The sequence below is a fragment of the Corynebacterium frankenforstense genome (assembly GCF_030211955.1).
GTDB classification, from domain to species: domain Bacteria; phylum Actinomycetota; class Actinomycetes; order Mycobacteriales; family Mycobacteriaceae; genus Corynebacterium; species Corynebacterium frankenforstense_A.
On record NZ_JASODI010000005.1, the window covers coordinates 18,245 to 35,316 of the forward strand.

14 protein-coding genes, 2 tRNA genes and 1 pseudogene are annotated in these 17,072 nt (G+C 71.0%); 13 read left to right on the forward strand and 4 right to left on the reverse strand.

Annotated features, from left to right (window positions below):
• Positions 1 to 119: 119 nt before the first annotated feature.
• Positions 120 to 707: a DUF6918 family protein gene (locus QP119_RS03770; protein WP_284773747.1), complete on the reverse strand. Its 588-nt coding sequence runs from the start codon at positions 705 to 707 to the stop codon at positions 120 to 122.
• A gap of 270 nt (positions 708 to 977) precedes the next feature.
• Between QP119_RS03770 and QP119_RS03775 the strand changes: the two genes are divergently transcribed.
• Complete coding sequence (locus QP119_RS03775) at positions 978 to 1,862, forward strand: alpha/beta fold hydrolase (RefSeq protein ID WP_284773748.1); 885 nt, start codon at positions 978 to 980, stop codon at positions 1,860 to 1,862.
• Positions 1,863 to 1,868: 6 nt separating this feature from the next.
• On the opposite strand, the gene QP119_RS03780 is transcribed toward QP119_RS03775, so the two are convergent.
• Together QP119_RS03780 and QP119_RS03785 are read right to left on the reverse strand one after the other, a co-directional pair.
• Positions 1,869 to 2,129 (reverse strand): hypothetical protein, encoded by a 261-nt coding sequence (locus tag QP119_RS03780; protein WP_284773749.1) that lies wholly within the window; start codon positions 2,127 to 2,129, stop codon positions 1,869 to 1,871.
• Positions 2,130 to 2,233: 104 nt separating this feature from the next.
• Positions 2,234 to 2,434 carry a CopG family transcriptional regulator gene (locus QP119_RS03785; protein ID WP_075662929.1) on the reverse strand — a complete coding sequence of 67 codons (201 nt, stop codon included), beginning with the start codon at positions 2,432 to 2,434 and terminating at the stop codon, positions 2,234 to 2,236.
• 104 nt (positions 2,435 to 2,538) lie between these two features.
• Here QP119_RS03785 and gyrA point away from each other — a divergent pair, with 104 nt between their 5' ends.
• The 5 genes and pseudogenes from gyrA to QP119_RS03810 all read left to right on the forward strand — a co-directional run bounded on the left by gyrA (position 2,539) and on the right by QP119_RS03810 (position 8,894).
• Complete coding sequence (gene gyrA, locus QP119_RS03790; protein WP_284773750.1) at positions 2,539 to 5,142, forward strand: DNA gyrase subunit A; 2,604 nt, start codon at positions 2,539 to 2,541, stop codon at positions 5,140 to 5,142.
• Between the two features lie 143 nt (positions 5,143 to 5,285).
• Positions 5,286 to 5,624 carry a DUF3566 domain-containing protein gene (locus tag QP119_RS03795; protein WP_284773751.1) on the forward strand — a complete coding sequence of 113 codons (339 nt, stop codon included), beginning with the start codon at positions 5,286 to 5,288 and terminating at the stop codon, positions 5,622 to 5,624.
• A 176-nt stretch (positions 5,625 to 5,800) separates the two neighbouring features.
• A tRNA-Ile gene (locus tag QP119_RS03800) sits at positions 5,801 to 5,877 on the forward strand.
• A 9-nt stretch (positions 5,878 to 5,886) separates the two neighbouring features.
• Positions 5,887 to 5,959, forward strand: a tRNA-Ala gene (locus QP119_RS03805).
• Between the two features lie 532 nt (positions 5,960 to 6,491).
• Positions 6,492 to 8,894 (forward strand): annotated as a pseudogene (locus QP119_RS03810) (AAA family ATPase).
• Positions 8,895 to 9,052: 158 nt separating this feature from the next.
• Here QP119_RS03810 and QP119_RS03815 read toward each other — a convergent pair.
• On the reverse strand, positions 9,053 to 9,871 hold the full coding sequence (locus QP119_RS03815; protein ID WP_284773752.1) for a VIT1/CCC1 transporter family protein: 819 nt from the start codon (positions 9,869 to 9,871) through the stop codon (positions 9,053 to 9,055).
• Between the two features lie 186 nt (positions 9,872 to 10,057).
• Between QP119_RS03815 and QP119_RS03820 the strand changes: the two genes are divergently transcribed.
• From QP119_RS03820 to QP119_RS03850, 7 genes are all read left to right on the forward strand, one after another.
• On the forward strand, positions 10,058 to 11,140 hold the full coding sequence (locus QP119_RS03820; RefSeq protein ID WP_284773753.1) for an ABC transporter ATP-binding protein: 1,083 nt from the start codon (positions 10,058 to 10,060) through the stop codon (positions 11,138 to 11,140).
• Positions 11,137 to 11,907 carry an ABC transporter permease gene (locus QP119_RS03825; protein WP_284773754.1) on the forward strand — a complete coding sequence of 257 codons (771 nt, stop codon included), beginning with the start codon at positions 11,137 to 11,139 and terminating at the stop codon, positions 11,905 to 11,907. Before QP119_RS03820 ends, QP119_RS03825 begins: the two co-directional genes overlap by 4 nt.
• A complete protein-coding gene (locus tag QP119_RS03830; protein ID WP_284773755.1) occupies positions 11,871 to 13,121 on the forward strand; it encodes a sensor histidine kinase in 1,251 nt (416 codons plus the stop codon). Before QP119_RS03825 ends, QP119_RS03830 begins: the two co-directional genes overlap by 37 nt.
• Complete coding sequence (locus tag QP119_RS03835) at positions 13,118 to 13,729, forward strand: response regulator (protein ID WP_284773756.1); 612 nt, start codon at positions 13,118 to 13,120, stop codon at positions 13,727 to 13,729. The genes QP119_RS03830 and QP119_RS03835 overlap by 4 nt, the downstream gene beginning before the upstream one ends.
• Positions 13,730 to 13,916: 187 nt before the next feature.
• Positions 13,917 to 15,017, forward strand: coding sequence for a substrate-binding domain-containing protein (locus tag QP119_RS03840; RefSeq protein WP_284773757.1), 1,101 nt, complete (start codon positions 13,917 to 13,919; stop codon positions 15,015 to 15,017).
• Positions 15,014 to 16,291, forward strand: coding sequence for an ABC transporter permease (locus QP119_RS03845; protein WP_423777750.1), 1,278 nt, complete (start codon positions 15,014 to 15,016; stop codon positions 16,289 to 16,291). The genes QP119_RS03840 and QP119_RS03845 overlap by 4 nt, the downstream gene beginning before the upstream one ends.
• Positions 16,284 to 17,048 (forward strand): ATP-binding cassette domain-containing protein, encoded by a 765-nt coding sequence (locus QP119_RS03850; protein WP_284773758.1) that lies wholly within the window; start codon positions 16,284 to 16,286, stop codon positions 17,046 to 17,048. Before QP119_RS03845 ends, QP119_RS03850 begins: the two co-directional genes overlap by 8 nt.
• The last annotated feature ends 24 nt before the right edge of the window (positions 17,049 to 17,072 follow it).

Below are 17,072 nucleotides of genomic sequence, written 5' to 3' on the forward strand. Positions count from 1 at the left end.
GTCGCGCCCGCGCGAGAAAGGGGGCCGCAGCACTGTGCTGCGGCCCCCTTTTGGTGTGTCTGTCTCCGGGCGGGCTGCCGGGCTTGGGCCGTTGGGGGCTGCCTGCTCAGCCCGGCGGCTCAGCTGTTGTCGGCGTGGCGCTGGATGATCCGGCCCAGCTCCGGCACCGCCGGCACGATAAACCCGTGGGCCCGGCCGCGCACGCCGCGGTAGATCGTCAGTAGCGCCGGGAAGTCCACCCGGTCCGCCCACGAGTCCGAGACCGCCAGAAACTGCTCAGCGGTGGTGTCACGGCGGGCGTCGAGGAACTCCGCGAAGTCCTGGCCGGTCTCCACGGAGCGGTTACCTGCGGTTATGTCTGCTTGCTTATCCCTATTGTTGGCTGCATCAACGGTGGCGTCGGGCCGCGAACCGGCGTCAGCCGTGTCAGCCTCCGCGCCTGGGTCGCCTCCCGAGGCATCCTCCCGCCCCGCGCAGAACTCCGTCCACTGCGGGGTCAGCGCCCCGAGGACGTCCGGGATCATCCGGTCGATCACCTTGACCACCACGTCGCGGTCGACGGCGCGCGCGGCCTTCATGGTCGTGCGCAGCGCGACCCCGCTGACGCCGGTGCGCGAGCGGATGGTCTCCTCGGCGAGTTCGCCGAGGTCCGCGACGAGCCCGGCGCGGTGCCGGCTCGCCAAAAGGTGCGCCAGCTCGTTCTGCATGAGCTCAACGTCCTTCCGCTCAAAGCTTGGTTGCGGCTCTTCCGCCACAGTCACCCGAGGACTCAATAGTCACATCAGTTAACTGCAACCACAACAGTCTCACACTGTACATGGCCGCCCGGTCGCCGCCCACCATACCGGCGCCGAAACCTCTTCACCCGCCGTCTTCCTGGACTTCTCCGCCCGCCCCGCCACCCCCGTGCTCGGGTGCGGAGCCCGGGCCCCGGAAAACCCCGCGGCGCACCCGCGCGCCCCGTACCATCAGCGACTGTGACGCACCATACTGAACCGATCATCGTCGACGCAGACATCCCCGACGGCTCCCGCACGCCGGTCAACGTCTTCCTCGGCGGCGACCGCCCCCTGGTGATGCTCTGGCCCGGCTTCGGCGTCGGCGCCACCTACTACCGCCCGATCGCCGCCGAACTCGCCGCGCGCGGCTTCCCCGCCGCCATCGGCGAGCTGCGCGGCCAGGGAGCGAGCACCGCCCGCGCCGGTCGCCGCGCCGACTGGGGCTACTTCGAGCTGGCCACTCAGGACTACCGCCTGGCCATCGAGGCCGCCAAGGCCGAACTCGGCCTCGATGAGTCCCACCCGACCGTGCTTCTCACCCACTCCCTCGGCGGACAGGTCGCCACCGCCTTTCTCGCGCTTGACGACGCCCCGCTGCTCGGCGTCGCCGGCCTCCTCGGCGTGGGCAGCGGCTCGCCGTACTTCCGCATCTTCGAGGGCAACACCCGCGTGCGCATCCGCGTCGGTGCCTCCCTCTTCGCGCTGGGCAACCGGCTCTTCGGCCACTGGCCGGGCGCGATGGCCGGCATCGACCCCGTCGGCTACGGCCGCCAGCCTGCCCGCCTCATGGCGGACTGGCGCCACCTCGCCCTGCACAACAGCTTCGAGAACGTCTTTAGCGGCCACGGCGTCCCCGACCACCGCACGGCCCTCTCCGGGGTGGAGGTCCCGGTGCTGTTCACCCGCTTCGAGAACGACGAGATGTGCCCGCTGGCCTCCTCGCAGGCCCTGGCCGGGCACCTGCCGAACGCGAAGGTCGCCTGCGAGGAGCTGCCCGGCCGGCTGGGCCACAACCGCTGGGCGCGCGAGCCGCAGATCGTCGCCGACCGCTTCGAGCGCTTCCTTTCCGACAACGGGATCTAGACCGATCTAACCGGCCGGCCGCTCGTTTCGCGCGGCCAGCACGTCGACGAGCACCGCGGCGAGCACCTCGTTGGCCGAGCGCGTCGGCGTCAGGGGAACGACCTTCCGGGTCAGCGCCGCGACCGCCCGGGCCTGCGCGTCGCCGTCGGCGTGCACGGGTGCGCCCGCCAGCCGCGGCGCCGTGGCCCCGGCCAGGGCGGCCAGCCCCGGGTAGTCGCGCACGCTCGCGCCGGTGGCCGCGCAGACCTCGTCGGCGACCAGCACCACCTGCTCAAAGCTCAGGCCGCGGATCCGCCGCAGCGCCCCGCCAGCCCGGCCATCCCCGCCCGCGGCGACAGCGGCACCGTCCTGAACTGCGCCTTCCGCCCCATTCACCGCAGCCGTTCCTCGGCTGCGGTGTACTCGCGCACGGACTCGCGCGCCAGTTGGACCACCGCGGCGTCGTCAAGCGTCCGCGCGGCGGCGGCGACGATGGCACGCACCGCCGCCTCCCTCTTGCTCGAACCCTGCGCGCGCGCCAGCAGCGCGAGCGCGCGGTCCTCCTCGGCCGAGAGCCGCAACGTCATCGCCATGGGGCAGACGGTACCACTGTGATACCGCACCGGTGCGGAAAATCGCTCACACGGCCCTGTGGCGCGTAAGATGGACTTGTTTAAGGCCTCAGAGAAAGGTGAGCATGAGCGACGACATTCTGAGTGGCGATCGCATCCATCCCATCGACATCAACGAGGAGATGGAGACCAGCTACATCGACTACGCCATGAGCGTGATCGTGGGCCGCGCGCTGCCCGAGGTGCGCGACGGCCTCAAGCCGGTGCACCGCCGTATCCTCTACGCGATGTTCGACTCCGGTTACCGCCCGGAGCGCGGCTACGTGAAGTCCGCGCGCCCGGTCTCGGACACCATGGGTCAGTTCCACCCGCACGGCGACATCGCCATCTACGACACCCTGGTGCGCCTCGCCCAGAGCTGGAACATGCGCTACCCGCTGGTAGACGGCCAGGGCAACTTCGGCTCGCCCGGCAACGACGGCCCGGCCGCCATGCGTTACACGGAGTGCAAGCTGACGCCGCTGGCCATGGAGATGGTCCGCGACATCCGCGAGAACACCGTCGACTTCTCCCCGAACTACGACGGCAAGACCTCCGAGCCGGACGTGCTGCCCTCGCGCGTGCCGAACCTGCTGATGAACGGCTCCGGCGGCATCGCCGTCGGCATGGCGACCAACATCCCGCCGCACAACCTCAACGAGCTGGCCGACGCCATCTACTGGCTGCTGGCCAACCCGGGTGCCGACGAGAAGACCGCGCTGGGCGCCTGCATGGAACGCGTCAAGGGCCCCGACTTCCCGACCGCCGGCCTCATCGTCGGCGACCAGGGCATCAAGGACGCCTACACCACCGGCCGCGGCTCGATCCGCATGCGCGGGGTGACCTCCATCGAGGAGGAGGGCAACCGCCAGATCATCGTGATCACCGAGCTGCCCTACCAGGTCAACCCGGACAACCTCATCTCCTCGATCGCCGAGCAGGTCACCAACGGCAAGCTCGCCGGCATCTCCAAGATCGAGGACGAGTCCTCCGACCGTGTGGGCATGCGCATCGTGATCACGCTGAAGCGCGACGCCGTGCCGCGCGTGGTGCTCAACAACCTCTACAAGCACTCGCAGCTGCAGACGAACTTCGGCGCCAACATGCTCTCGATCGTCGACGGGGTGCCGCGCACCCTGCGCCTCGACGAGATGCTGCGCTACTACGTCGCCCACCAGATCGAGGTCATCGTCCGGCGCACCCAGTTCCGCCTGGACAAGGCCGAGGAGCGCGCCCACATCCTGCGCGGCCTGGTCAAGGCCCTCGACGCCCTCGACGAGGTCATCGCCCTGATCCGCCGCTCCCAGACGGTGGACATCGCCCGGACGGGCCTGATGGAGCTCCTCGACGTCGACCAGGTGCAGGCCGACCACATCCTGGCCATGCAGCTGCGCCGCCTGGCCGCCCTGGAGCGCCAGAAGATCATCGACGAGTTGGCCGAGGTCGAGCGCGAGATCGCCGACCTGAAGGACATCCTGGCCAGCGAGGAGCGCCAGCGCCGCATCGTGCGCGAGGAGCTCGAGGAAATCGTCGAGAAGTACGGCGACGAGCGGCGTACCCAGATCGTCGCGGCCACCGGCGAGGTCTCCGAGGAGGACCTCATCGCCCGCGAGAACGTCGTGGCCACCATCACCTCCACCGGCTACGCCAAGCGCACCAAGGTCGACGCCTACCGCTCACAGAAGCGCGGCGGCAAGGGCGTGCGCGGCGCCGAGCTCAAGCAGGACGACGTCGTGCGCCACTTCTTCGTGTGCTCCACCCACGACTGGCTGCTGTTCTTCACCAACTTCGGCCGCGTCTACCGCCTCAAAGCCTACGAGCTGCCCGAGGCCGGCCGCGCCGCCCGCGGCCAGCACGTGGCCAACCTCCTGGAGTTCCAGCCTGAGGAGAAGATCGCCCAGGTCATCCAGATCCAGAGCTACGAGGACGCCCCGTACCTGGTCCTGGCCACCGCGCAGGGCCGCGTGAAGAAGTCCCGCCTGGCCGACTACGAGTCCAACCGCTCCGGCGGCCTGATCGCCATCAACCTCCACGAGGGCGACCGCCTGATCGGGGTGGCGCTCTGCGATGAGGAGGACGACCTGCTGCTGGTCTCCGAGGAGGGCCAGGCCATCCGCTTCACCGCCGACGACGAGCAGCTGCGCCCGATGGGCCGCGCGACCGCCGGCGTGAAGGGCATGCGCTTCCGCGGCGACGACCAGCTGCTGGCCATGTGCGTGGTCCGCGACGGCGAGTACCTGCTGGTGGCCACCTCCGGCGGCTACGGCAAGCGCACCTCGCTCGACGAGTACAGCGTGCAGGGCCGCGGCGGCCTCGGCGTGGTGACCTTCAAGTACACCCCGAAGCGCGGCAAGCTCATCGGCGCGCTGGCCGTCGACGAGGACGACGAGATCTTCGCGATCACGACCTCCGGCGGCGTCATCCGCACCGAGGTCAACCAGATCCGGCCCTCGCAGCGCGCCACCATGGGCGTGCGCCTGGTGGACCTGGACAAGAACGTCGAGCTCTTCGCCATCGACAAGAACGTCGAGCACGAGGGTGAGGAGACCGCCGAGGCCGTGGCCAAGGGCGACGTCGCCGGACCCGCCGACCGCCAGCAGGGCGATGAGCCCTCGCTGGAGGACATGCCCGGGGTAGAATCCGACGGCAGTGACGGCGCCTCCGACGACGCCGGGTCCGACAAGGACTAGGACACGGACCAGGCATGAGTCTGGGACTGGGCCTGGTCGCGCCAAGCCATGACCGGCCGCGCCGGTCCGGGAGCTGGATCCCGGGCCGTCGGCCGCCCCGACAAGCACGACAAGTTCGAGAAGCAAAGGACCGGTAACTGACCGTGGCACAGAAGGAAGTAGTGCTCACCCGGGTCTCGCCCATGTCCGCTTTCCGAGTCGCACTGGCCCTCTCGCTGGTCGCGCTCGTGGCGTGGCTGGTCTGCGTGACGATCCTCTACTTCGGCCTCGCCGCGGCCGGGGTCTGGGAGAACGTCAACTCCGTCATCGGCGGCATCGGCGGCGACGGGATCATCGGCTACGGCATGGTCATCAGCCTCTCCGCCCTGGGCGGGGCGGTGCTGGCCCTGCTGACCACCGCGCTGGCCCCCGTCGGCGCGCTGATCTACAACGCCGTGGTCGACCTCTTCGGCGGCCTCGTCGTCGAGGTCCAGGAGAACTAGGCTCCGGGAACCAGGCTCCGGCAGGTTTCTCCGGCAGGTTTCTCCGGCCAGGCCCCGCACCTTTGGGTGCGGGGTTTCTTTGTTGCCGACGTCGTGGGTGCCGCCGGTAAAAACGCAGGTGAGAAGGCGATTTGCCTTTTTCTCGGGGCGCTCTGTAAAGTGATTTCTCGTTCAACGGGCCTATAGCTCAGTCGGTTAGAGCGCATCGCTGATAACGATGAGGTCGCAAGTTCGATTCTTGCTAGGCCCACCAGAACACCTTGGGGCATTAGCTCAATTGGTAGAGCACCTGCTTTGCAAGCAGGAGGTCAGGAGTTCGATTCTCCTATGCTCCACGGTCAACCGGCACCGCCCGGGCCTTAGAGGCCTGGGCGGTGCCGTTTTTTGTGTGGGGTCGGTTGCCGGGCCATGGATCGGCCGGGGGAGCGGGGTCCCGGGGCCGGGGATCGGCCGTTTCAGGTGGGATCGGCCGGGCCGGACGGGGGATAACCGAGAAAATGTGTCATGGTAGCCACGGCACCCGCCGTTTCCCCAGGTCATTTTCGGGCCTCTCGGCTGCGATGACACATTTTCCAGGTGGCCCCATTCCAATCCGCTCCAACCCGGCTTGAGCTGACCCGGCCGTGGGTATTCTGTTTCGGTTTGTGTGCGCGGCCGAGAACCGACCTGGGCAAACGCAGGGCCGGCCGGGACAGACCTACCCATTTTGCCCACGCCCACCCGGACCCACGCCTCACGGCCCAATGACCCAGTCCCCGAACCTCAGGACCCGGGGCCCCGAGCCCGCTCCGGGGGAAGCGGCGGATCCGGCTCGTAGCATGAAGCCATGAGCGAGAGTGCCGGAACCGCCGCAGAGGCGGACGAACGATGACAGAGACACGGACCCACGGCCCCGAACCCATCAGCGTGCGCGGCGCGCGCGTGCACAACCTGCGCGACGTCGACGTCCCGCTGCACCGGCTCGTCGGCGTAGCCGGCGTCTCGGGCTCCGGTAAGTCCTCGCTCGCGCTCGGCGTGCTCTACGCGGAGGGCTAGCGCCGCTACGTCGAGGCGCTGTCGACCTACACCCGCCGCCGGATGTCGCAGGCCACGCGCGCGGCGGTCGACTCCGTCGAGCACGTCCCCGCCGCCCTCGCCCTGCGCCAGCGCCCCGCGGTGCCCGGCATCCGCTCGACCTTCGGCACCTCGACCGAGCTACTCAACGTGCTGCGGCTGATGTTCTCGCGCCTGGCCACGCACGTCTGCCCGAACGGCCACCGCGTCGCGCCGACGATCGACGTCGCCGCCGAGACCGCCTTCACCTGCCCCGACTGCGGCGCCGAGGTGCGCGCGCCAGGCGCCGAGGAGCTGGCCTTCAACTCCGCCGGCGCGTGCCCCACCTGCGAGGGCACCGGCACCGTGCGTATGGTTGACGACGCCGCGCTGGTCCCCGACCCCGGCAAAAGCATCGACGATGGCGCGGTGGTGCCGTGGCAGATGTTCGGCTTCAACGTGCAGCCGGCCATCGCCCGCGAGTTCGGCGTACGCACCGACGTGCCGTGGTCCGAGCTGGACGAGCGCGAGCGCGACATCGTCCTCGACGGGCCCGAGGAGCTGCGGCGCGCGGACACCGAGAAGCGGCTCAAGCGGGTCAGCCGCTTCCTGCGCGAGGGCGTCTGCCCCGACTGCGGCGGCACCCGGCTGGCGCCGGCCGCGCCCGCGCCGCGGATCGGGGAGCTGAACCTGGCCGAGGTCACCGCCATGACCCTGGACGGGGTGCTCGAGTGGGCCGGTGGGGTGGCGGACACGGTGCCGGCCGAGATGCGCCCAATGGCCGAGGCCCTGGTGGAAACCCTGACCGGGATGGCGCGGCGCCTGGTCGAGCTCGGTCTGGGCTATCTCAGCCTGGACCGGGCGGGCTCCACGCTCTCGACCGGTGAGCGCCAGCGCGTGCAGCTCGCCCGCGCGGTGCGCAACCGCACCACCGGGGTGCTCTACATGCTCGACGAGCCCTCGATCGGGCTGCACCCGGTCAACGTCGACGGGCTACTCGGCGTGATGCGCGACCTGCTGGCCGACGGCAACTCGGTGGTCTTCGTCGACCACGACGTGCAGATCCTGCGCGAGGCCGATTGGCTCATCGAGATCGGCCCGGGCTCGGGTACCGAGGGCGGCAGCGTCATCGCCCAGGGAGAGCCGGAGCGGTTGCCGGAGTCCGCCGGCTCGCTTCTGTCGGGGTTCCTGGACGGGTCGGAGGACCCGGTGGTCCAGCCGGGTGCCGAGGCCGGGGAGGTCTTCGACCGCGGCGCGATCCGGCTCGAGACCGACGCGCTGCACACCGTGCATCCCCTCAACGTCGAGTTCCCGCTGGGCCGGCTCACCGCGATCGCCGGGGTGTCCGGCTCGGGCAAGAGCACGCTGCTGCTCGAGAGCCTGGTGCCGGCGCTGCAGGACCGCGCGGCCGCACCGGGGCACGTGCGCGCGCTTGAGGCGCCGGAGGGGATGAAGGTGCAGGTCGTCGACGCTACCCCGATCGGCCAGAACGTCCGCTCCACCGTGGCCACCTACAGCGGGGTCATGGACCAGCTGCGCAAGGCGTACGCGGCCACCGACACCGCGCGTGCGGCGGGTCTCTCGGCCTCCGACTTCTCCTACAACACCGGCTCGCTGGCCTGCCAGCGCTGCGAGGGCACCGGCCAGGTCACCCTCGACGTGCAGTTCCTGCCGGACGTGGAGATCACCTGCCCCGAGTGCGGCGGCGGCCGCTACACGCCGGAGGCCGGGGTCCATCTGCGCGGCGGGATGTCGCTGCCGCAGCTGCTGCACTGCACGGTGCGCGAGGCCCTCGGGCACACCGCGGACCGGCCGACGGTGCACCGGAAGCTGGGCCGGCTCGAGGAGCTCGGCCTGGGCTACCTGACCCTGGGCGAGGCGACGCCGAGCCTGTCGGGCGGCGAGGCCCAGCGTCTCAAGCTGGTCAGCCAGATGCACCGCGACCAGAGCGACACCGTCTTCGTCCTCGACGAGCCCAGCGTCGGCCTGCACCCCCTCGACGTGCGGACCTTGGTCGGCGTGCTGCGCAAGCTCACCGACCGGGGTGCGACCGTCGTGGTCATCGAACACGACCTCGACCTGATCGCGAACGCCGACCACGTCATCGAGATGGGACCGGGCGGCGGCGCGGACGGCGGCCGGGTGATCGCCGCGGGCACCCCGGCCCAGGTCATGGCGGACGAGAAGTCCGTGACCGGGCCCTACCTGGCCCGCACGCTCGCGGCCCACGAGGGCTGAGGGGACGGCCCGCCGAGATCCGGTCCGGAGGTGGGTAGGAAAGCCCTGGAAAATGTGGACCGAGTTGCGGAGCCGCCGAATCTGACCTGGGGAAACAGCGGGCCACCGGAAAGTTGGTCCACATTTTCCGGCCCCACCCCGCAACCGCACCTCACCTCCTACTCGAACAGCAACCCCACTCCGTAGGTCGCCACGAGCGCCAGCGCTCCGCCGACGGTCACGCGCACCGCGGCCTTGGCGGGGTCCGCCCCGCCCAGCTTGGCGGCCAGCCCGCCGGTCGCAGCCAGTGCGGCCAGGGTGACCACGCCCGTGAGCACGATGCGCCCGGACTCGGGGCCGAGCAGGATCGCGGCCATCGGCACCAGCGCGCCGAGCAGAAAGGAGACGAAGGATGCCACACCCGCGGCCCACGGGCTGACCAGTTCGTTTTCCTCGATGCCCCAGTGCACGTCGAGGTGCGCGGCCAGCGGGTCGCGCGCGGTCAGCTCGGTGGCCACGGCACGCGCGGTGGCCGCGGACAGGCCGCGGCCGCGGTAGATGTCGACCAGCTCGCGGAACTCCTCGGCCGGCCGGGTGCGCAGGTCCTCGCGCTCCTCGTCGACCAGGGCGCGCTCGGTGTCGCGCTGGCTGGACACGGAGACGTACTCGCCGAGGGCCATCGAGATCGCGCCGCCGAGCACCGCGGCCGCACCGGCGGTGGCGATCCCGGTGGTGGATGCGCCGGCCGCGGCCACGCCGACGACCACCGCGGCTGTCGAGACGATGCCGTCGTTGGCGCCGAGCACACCCGCACGCAGGCGGTTGAGCTTCTCGTTCAGTCCGCTCGCGGCGTCCTCGGGGTGGCGTTCTGGCTCCTCGCCGGGAGGGGCGTCGGGGTCGTAGAGGAAGGGACACTCCCCGGTGTGCTCCGCGGGCTCGGCGGAGTCGGCGGGGGTGGTCCGGCAGGGCTTCTTGCGGGGGTCAGCTGTGGCGTTCATGACTCAATCATGCGTGCGAATTCACCCCCACGCAAGGGCGCATAGGCTGCCATAAGTGCAGGTGAGAGGGCATTTTGAGGCTAGGGTTCGGTAATTTGTCCCCCACCCCACCCATGACAAATGTCATGGCGGATTCATGACACTCCCGCCCTACACACACCCACCCGGCGGCGTTGACTGAGACTCATGGAAGCGCCAGCCCACCGAGCCGGGCCGCCTCCGCGCCCCGGCCGCGAGCCCGAAAACACCGCCAACACCGCCAACGCCGACACCATCCCGGTCATCCGGACCCGCGGCCTGCGCAAGGACTTCCCCACCGCCGGGCTCGGCGGCAAACGCGGCACCGTGCACGCCCTGCGCGGCGTCGACCTGGAGATCGGCCGCGGCGAGATCGTCGCCCTGCTCGGCCCCAACGGCTCGGGCAAGTCCACGCTCATCGACCAGATCCTGGGCCTGGCCGGCCCCACCGCGGGCCACGTCGAGGTCTTCGGCGGCACCCCGCACAAGGCCGTCAGTGACGGCCGCGTCGGCGCCGCCTTGCAGACCGGTGGCCTGCTCGACGATCTCACGGTCGCCCAGACCGTGCGCATGCTCGCGACCACCTACGCCGAGCACCGCGACGTCGACAAGCTCCTGGAGTACGCCGACCTGACCAAACTCGCCGGCCGCCGAGTGCGCAAGCTCTCCGGCGGCGAACGCCAGCGCCTGCGGTTCGCGCTGACGATCCTCGCCGACCCGGACCTGATGATCCTCGACGAGCCGACCACCGGCATGGACACCACCGCGCGCCGCGACTTCTGGCGGCGCATGGAGGTGCTCGCGCGCGCCGGGCACACGATCCTGTTCGCCACCCACTACCTGGAGGAGGCCGAGCACTTCGCCGAGCGCACCGTGCTGCTGGCGCAGGGGAGGGTGATTGCCGACGCGCCGACGTCCGAGCTGCGCGACCTCACCGCGCGCCGCACCGTGTGCGTTGACGTGCCGCGCGGGGTCGCCGCCCGGATCGAGGGCGCCGAGATCGTCGCCGAGCCCGGCGGCGTCCGCCGCGCCGACGCGGCGGACGCAGACACCGCCACCGCCGACAACACAGACACCGTACGCGCGCGCGTGCACGCTGACGCCCCCGGCGCGGACCGCCTGGCGCTGCGCCTGCTCGGCGAGCTGGGCGGGCGCAACCTGACCGTCGAGCAGAACTCGCTGGAAGACACGTTCGTCGCCCTGACCGGTGCCGATGACGCCGCTGAAGATGAAGAGGAGAACCCGCGATGAGCAGCCCGATCAACCTGCGCTTCACCGGCTGGCAGGTCTACCGCACGCTCGCCGACGTGACCACCATGTTCTTCACGGTCGGCCTGCCGGTGGTCTTCTACCTCATCTTCGGCGCGTCGATGTCCTACGCCGAGATTCCCTTCCAGGACGGCAACGTCGCCGCCAGCGTCATGATCGGCATGGCACTCTACGGCGGTGTCTCGGGCGCGATCTCGGTGACCGGCCAGGTCCACCTCGAGTACTCCTCCGGCTGGGCCCGCCAGCTGGCGCTGACCCCGCTGACCACCGCCCAGGCGCTCTTCGCCCAGCTGTGCTGCGTGGTCACGGCGACGATCCTTCCCGTTGTCGCCGTCAACATCGCGGGCCTTCTCACCACGGTGGAGATGCCCGCCGACGAGTGGATCCTCGCCGCGCTGATCACCGTGGTGGTCTCGGTGCCCTTCGGCTTCTACGGCCTGGCGATCACTGCGGCCTGGGCCAGCCCCAACGCGATCTCGATCGCCACGACCAGCGTCGTCGTCCTCGCCTTCGCGGCGAACATGTTCATGCCCCTGACCGAGTCCCTGCTCAACTTCGCCCGGTTCACCCCGCTCTACGGGGCGACCGCACTGGCGCGCTGGCCGCTCACGGACGGCTGGCAGCTGCTGGCCGAGGAGCCCAACTTCGTGCAGCACGAACTGTGGTATGCGCTGGTAAATATAGGGGTATGGACGGCGATCTTCGTCGCGGCGTGGCTGATCCTGCGTCGCAGGATGACCCGCAGGTGACCGGCGACGGCACGCGCGCCCCGGGCGCCCGCGGCAAGCCGGCCGAGTGGCGCGCGGACTTCCGCGGCGGCGACAGCAGCTACGCCTCGGTCTGGCTGCTCCTGCTGCTCTTCCCGGTCTACCGTGGCTTCGTCGAGGGCCCGCTCACGGGTGTCGCGGCGCTCGTGGCCGTGGGAGCGTTCAGCGTGGTCTACGCCGCCGGCTTCGGGCTCGCTGACCGCCGCCCCCTCGGCTGGAGCAGGCCCGCGCGCTGCGGGATCTGGGTCGCGGCGATGCTGCTCTGCGCCGCGGCCGCCTGGCCGTTCGTCGGCGCCCTGGTCGTCTTCTTCACCCCGTATCTCTCGGTCTTCTGTGCCTTCCACCTGCGCCTCTCCCACTCGATCCTGGCCGTGGGCGCCATCATCGCCGCGGGCGTGGGCATCACCGCGCTCTACGGCGACGGCGCCGTCGAGGCCTTCTCGGGCACCACGATCATCGTCCCGGCCTTCCTGCTGCTGCTCGCCCAGGTCATCCAGCGCCAGGACCGCGCCGAGGAGCTCGCCCACGAGCTCGAGCTGACCCGCCAGCGCGAGACGATCGCGCTCGACGTCCATGACGTCCTGGGCCACACGCTCACCGTGGTCAACCTCAAGGCCGAGGTCGCCCGCCGCCTGATGGACACCGACCCCGAGCGCGCGCGTGCCGAGGTCGAGCAGGTCGCCGAGCTCTCGCGAACCGCGCTCGCCGAGGTCCGCCAGGCCGTCACCCGCACCCGCCGTCCCGACCTGGCCGGCGAGCTGGCCGCCGCGCGCCGGGCCCTGGAGACCGCCGGCGTCGAGACCGAGATCACCGCCGTCGACGAGGCCCCGCCCTTCGCCGCGGCCGTGGTACGTGAGGCCGTCACCAACGTCGTGCGCCACGCGCACGCGAGCCACTGCCGCATCACCGTCACACCCCGTGGCGTCGTGGTGCTTGACGACGGTCGCGGCATGGGCGACGCCGCCGTGGGCGACGGCGAGGGGCTCGCAGGGCTCGCCCGGCGCGTGGAGGCGATGGGTGGCACCTTCACCGTCGCCGACGGCGAGGCGGGCGGCACCGAAGTCAGTGCGCTGCTGCCGGCGCCGAAGCAGCCGGACGCCGCGGATGCGCCGGATGCGCAGCACCCGCGCGGGGGCCGGCAGGACGCGGACCGTCAGGATGCGCGGCGCGTCGGGCAGCCGGGGCCGCCGGCGTGATCCCGATCCTCATCGCCGACGACCAGGACCTCGTGCGCGGCGCCCTGGCCGCCCTGCTGAACACCGAGCGTGACATCGAGGTCGTCGCCGAGTGTGGCCGCGGCGACGAGGTCGTCGACGCCGTGCGGGCGGCGGACCCGCGCCCGCGGGTGGCGCTGATCGACATCGAGATGCCCGGCGGCGGCGGGATCGCCGCGGCCGCGGCCCTGCACGAGGCCGACCTGGGCTGCCGCTCGCTGATCGTGACCACCTTCGGCCGGCCCGGCTACCTGCGTCAGGCGCTGGCGGCCGGGGTCAGCGGCTTCCTGGTCAAGGACACCCCGCCCGAGCAGCTGGCCGAGGCGGTGCGCCGGGTGGACTCCGGGCTGCGGGTGGTCGACCACACCCTGGCCGAGGAGTCGTTGTTCACCCCGGAGTGCCCGCTGACTCCGCGGGAGCTGGAGATCGTGCGCGCGGCCCGCGACGGCGCCTCGGTCCGCGAGATCGCCGCGCGGGTCCACCTGAGCCCGGGCACGGTGCGCAACCATCTGTCGGCGGTGATCGGCAAGACGGGCACCGCCAACCGGCACGCGGCGGTGCGCCACGCTGAGGAGGCCGGCTGGCTGTAGCCGGCGCGCCGGCGCGCCGCCGGCCGCCGGTGCCCTCGGCCGCGACCGCTCGCGCGCCGCCGCGCGGAAACCTCCTCGCGCAGCCCGGAAATTGTCCCGATATCGCCGCTGTTCGGGGCCGCTGTATCGATAAAGGCTTTCGATTTCGGTTTGCTTACCCGCTCTGACCTGGTCTTATGATTGCCAGATGAACTCTGCAAGGTTTGGCTCCACTGGCCGCGCGGCCCGGTCCGCCACCGGCCCCCGACCCGCCCGCGGCGCGCGCGGCAACCACACGGCGCGCGCCACCCGCGGCGCGCTCGCGGCCGTCGTCGCCGTCGTGACCGCCCTCGCCCTGACCGCCTGCTCCGCCACCGGCGGTGCCCCGCGCAACCGCGGCGGCGACGGCGCGGGCAGCGGGGGAGTGGACACCCCGCGCATGACGGTCGCGATGGTCAGCCACGGCGCGCCGGGCGACACCTTCTGGGACCTGGTGCGCAAGGGCGCCGAGGACGCCGCGCAGAAGGACAACATCGAGCTGCGCTACTCCTCGCACCCCGAGCTTCCCGAACAGGCCAACCTGATCCGCAACGCCGTCGACTCCCAGGTCGACGGCCTCGCGGTGACCATGCCGAACCCGGACTCGCTGGGCCCGGTGGTCCAGACCGCCGTCGACGCCGGCATCCCGACCGTCGGCCTGAACTCCGGCATGGACCGCTACCAGGACTTCGGCATGGCCGCCTTCTTCGGCCAGGAGGAGAAGGTCGCCGGGCGCAAGGCCGGCGTGCGCCTCGGCGATGAGGGCGCGAAGAAGGTCCTCTGCGTCATCCACGAGCAGGGCAACTCCTCGCAGGAGTCGCGCTGTGCGGGCCTGAAGGAGGGCCTCAACGACACCGCCCCGGGCGGCCAGGTCGAGCTGCTCTACGTCAACGGCATGGACCTCACCGCCGTCGAGTCGACGCTGCAGGCCAAGCTGTCCCAGGACCGCTCGGTCGACTGGGTCATGGGCCTGGTCGCCCCGGTCGCGCTGACCGCGGTCTCCGCGCGCGAGCAGGCCGGCGCCGAGGCGAGGATCGCCACCTTCGACACCAACGCCGAGCTCGTCGGCGCGATCGAGGACGGCGAGGTCGAGTTCGCCGTCGACCAGCAGCCCTACCTGCAGGGCTACCTGGCCGTCGACACGCTGTGGCTGGCCCACCGCAACGGCTCCGCGCCCGGTGGCGCGCGCCCGGTCTACACCGGCCCGAGCTTCGTTGACGCCTCGAACGTCGACAAGATCGCCGAGGCGGCCAAGGAGGGGTTGCGTTGAGCGAGGCCACCCCGATTTCCGACGCCGCGCCCGGCACCGCGGGCGCGCCCCGCGCCGCGGGTGCGGAGAGCGCCGGCGCGGAGAGCGTCTCCCGCGACGACCGCCTGCAGACCTCCACGAGGCTGCAGTCCCTGCTGCGCCGCCCGGAGCTGTCCAGCCTGCTCGGCGCGATCCTGATCTTCGCGCTCTTCTTCGCCGTCGCCCCGGCCTTCCGCAGCCTCGACGCGTTCGCCACGGTGCTCTACGCCTCCTCGACGATCGGTATCATCGCCGTCGGCGTGGGCCTGCTGATGATCGGCGACGAGTTCGACCTCTCCTCGGGCGTGGCCGTGACCACCTACGCGCTGGTGGCGACCATGCTCAACTACAACTTGTGGCTGAACTCCTGGGTCGGCGCGGCGATCTCGCTGGCCACCGCGCTGATCATCGGTGCGCTCAACGGCTACCTGGTCACCCGCACCGGAATCCCGTCCTTCCTGATCACCCTGGCCGCCTTCCTGATGCTGCAGGGCCTGAACCTGGCGATCACCAAACTGGTCACCGGCCAGGTGGCCACCCCGACGATCTCGGACATGGAGGGCTTCGACTCCGCCCGCGCCTTCTTCGCCTCCTCGGTGAGCGTCTTCGGCGTGCAGGTGCGCGTGACCGTCTTCTGGTGGCTGCTCTTCGTGGCCGTTGCCACCGTGGTGCTCTACCGCACGCGGGTGGGCAACTGGATCTTCGCCGTCGGCGGCGACCAGAAGGCCGCCCGCGCCGTGGGCGTGCCGGTGCGCGCCACCAAGATCGGCCTGTTCATGACGGTCGCCTTCTGCGCCTGGTTCGTCGGCATGCACAACCTGTTCATGTTCGACTCGATCCAGGCCGGCCAGGGCGTGGGCAACGAGTTCATCTACATCATCGCCGCCGTCATCGGCGGCTGCTCGCTGACCGGCGGGCGCGGCACGGCGATCGGCACCGCCATCGGCGCGCTGATCTTCGGCATGACCAACCAGGGCATCGTCTACGCCGGCTGGAACCCGGACTGGTTCAAGTTCTTCCTCGGCGCGATGCTGCTGTGGGCCGTGCTGACCAACAACTCGTTCACGCGCTGGGCCGCCGCCGGCCTGCCGGGGCGAAAGCCCCGCACGCTTGACGACGCCGCGCCTGCCCCACGCACGGCGCCCGAGGGAGCCGACGCGCGCGGCACCGCCGCGCGCGGGGCGCGCGACGCCGCAGGTACGCGCGAGGGGAAGCAGCGCGACGTCGTCAATCCGGAAGGAGAGTCCCATGAGTGAGCCGCTGGTTGAACTGCGCGAGGTCACCAAGTCCTACGGGCCGTTCGACGCGCTGCGCGGCGTCGGGTTCGCCGTCCGCGCCGGGTCGGTTACCTGCGTGCTCGGCGACAACGGCGCCGGCAAGTCCACGCTGATCAAGGTGCTCGCCGGGCTGCACCGGCAGACCTCCGGGCAGCTGCTCATCGACGGCGAGGAGGTCACCTTCTCCGGCCCGCGCGACGCGCTGGACCACGGCATCGCCACGGTCTACCAGGACCTGGCCGTCGTCGGGCAGATGAGCGTGTGGCGCAACTTCTTCCTCGGCCAGGAGCTGAAAGGCCGTCTCGGCTGGCTGCGCGTCGACGAGATGCGCGAGACCACCGCCCGCGCGCTGGTCGAGATGGGCATCGACATCCCGGACGTCGACGTGCCGGTCGACTCCCTGTCGGGCGGACAGCGCCAGGTGCTCGCGATCGCGCGCGCGGTGCACTTCGGCGCGCGCCTGCTCATCCTCGACGAGCCGACCGCCGCGCTGGGTGTCAAGCAGTCCGGGATGGTGTTGCGGCTGATCGCCGCGGCGCGCGACCGGGGCCTGGGCGTCGTGTTCATCACGCACAACCCGCACCACGCGTGGCTGGTCGGCGACCGGTTCGTGCTGCTCAACCTGGGCCGCCAGACCATGGACGCCGCTCACGACGAGACGAGCCTCGATGAGCTGACCCTCGAGATGTCCGGCGGCGGGGAGCTCGAGGAGATCTCCGAGCAGCTGCGGGCCTAGGCGCGGCCGGGACGGCCGGGAGAG

What these genes read in the sequence shown, in the direction of transcription:
- QP119_RS03825 (WP_284773754.1), top strand. Translation starts at nt 11,137, where the DNA reads ATGAGCAGCCCGATCAACCTGCGCTTCACCGGCTGGCAGGTCTACCGC.
- QP119_RS03785 (WP_075662929.1), bottom strand. Translation starts at nt 2,434, where the DNA reads ATGGCGATGACGTTGCGGCTCTCGGCCGAGGAGGACCGCGCGCTCGCG.
- gyrA (WP_284773750.1), top strand. Translation starts at nt 2,539, where the DNA reads ATGAGCGACGACATTCTGAGTGGCGATCGCATCCATCCCATCGACATC.
- QP119_RS03815 (WP_284773752.1), bottom strand. Translation starts at nt 9,871, where the DNA reads ATGAACGCCACAGCTGACCCCCGCAAGAAGCCCTGCCGGACCACCCCC.
- QP119_RS03850 (WP_284773758.1), top strand. Translation starts at nt 16,284, where the DNA reads ATGAGTGAGCCGCTGGTTGAACTGCGCGAGGTCACCAAGTCCTACGGG.
- QP119_RS03770 (WP_284773747.1), bottom strand. Translation starts at nt 707, where the DNA reads ATGCAGAACGAGCTGGCGCACCTTTTGGCGAGCCGGCACCGCGCCGGG.
- QP119_RS03820 (WP_284773753.1), top strand. Translation starts at nt 10,058, where the DNA reads ATGGAAGCGCCAGCCCACCGAGCCGGGCCGCCTCCGCGCCCCGGCCGC.
- QP119_RS03840 (WP_284773757.1), top strand. Translation starts at nt 13,917, where the DNA reads ATGAACTCTGCAAGGTTTGGCTCCACTGGCCGCGCGGCCCGGTCCGCC.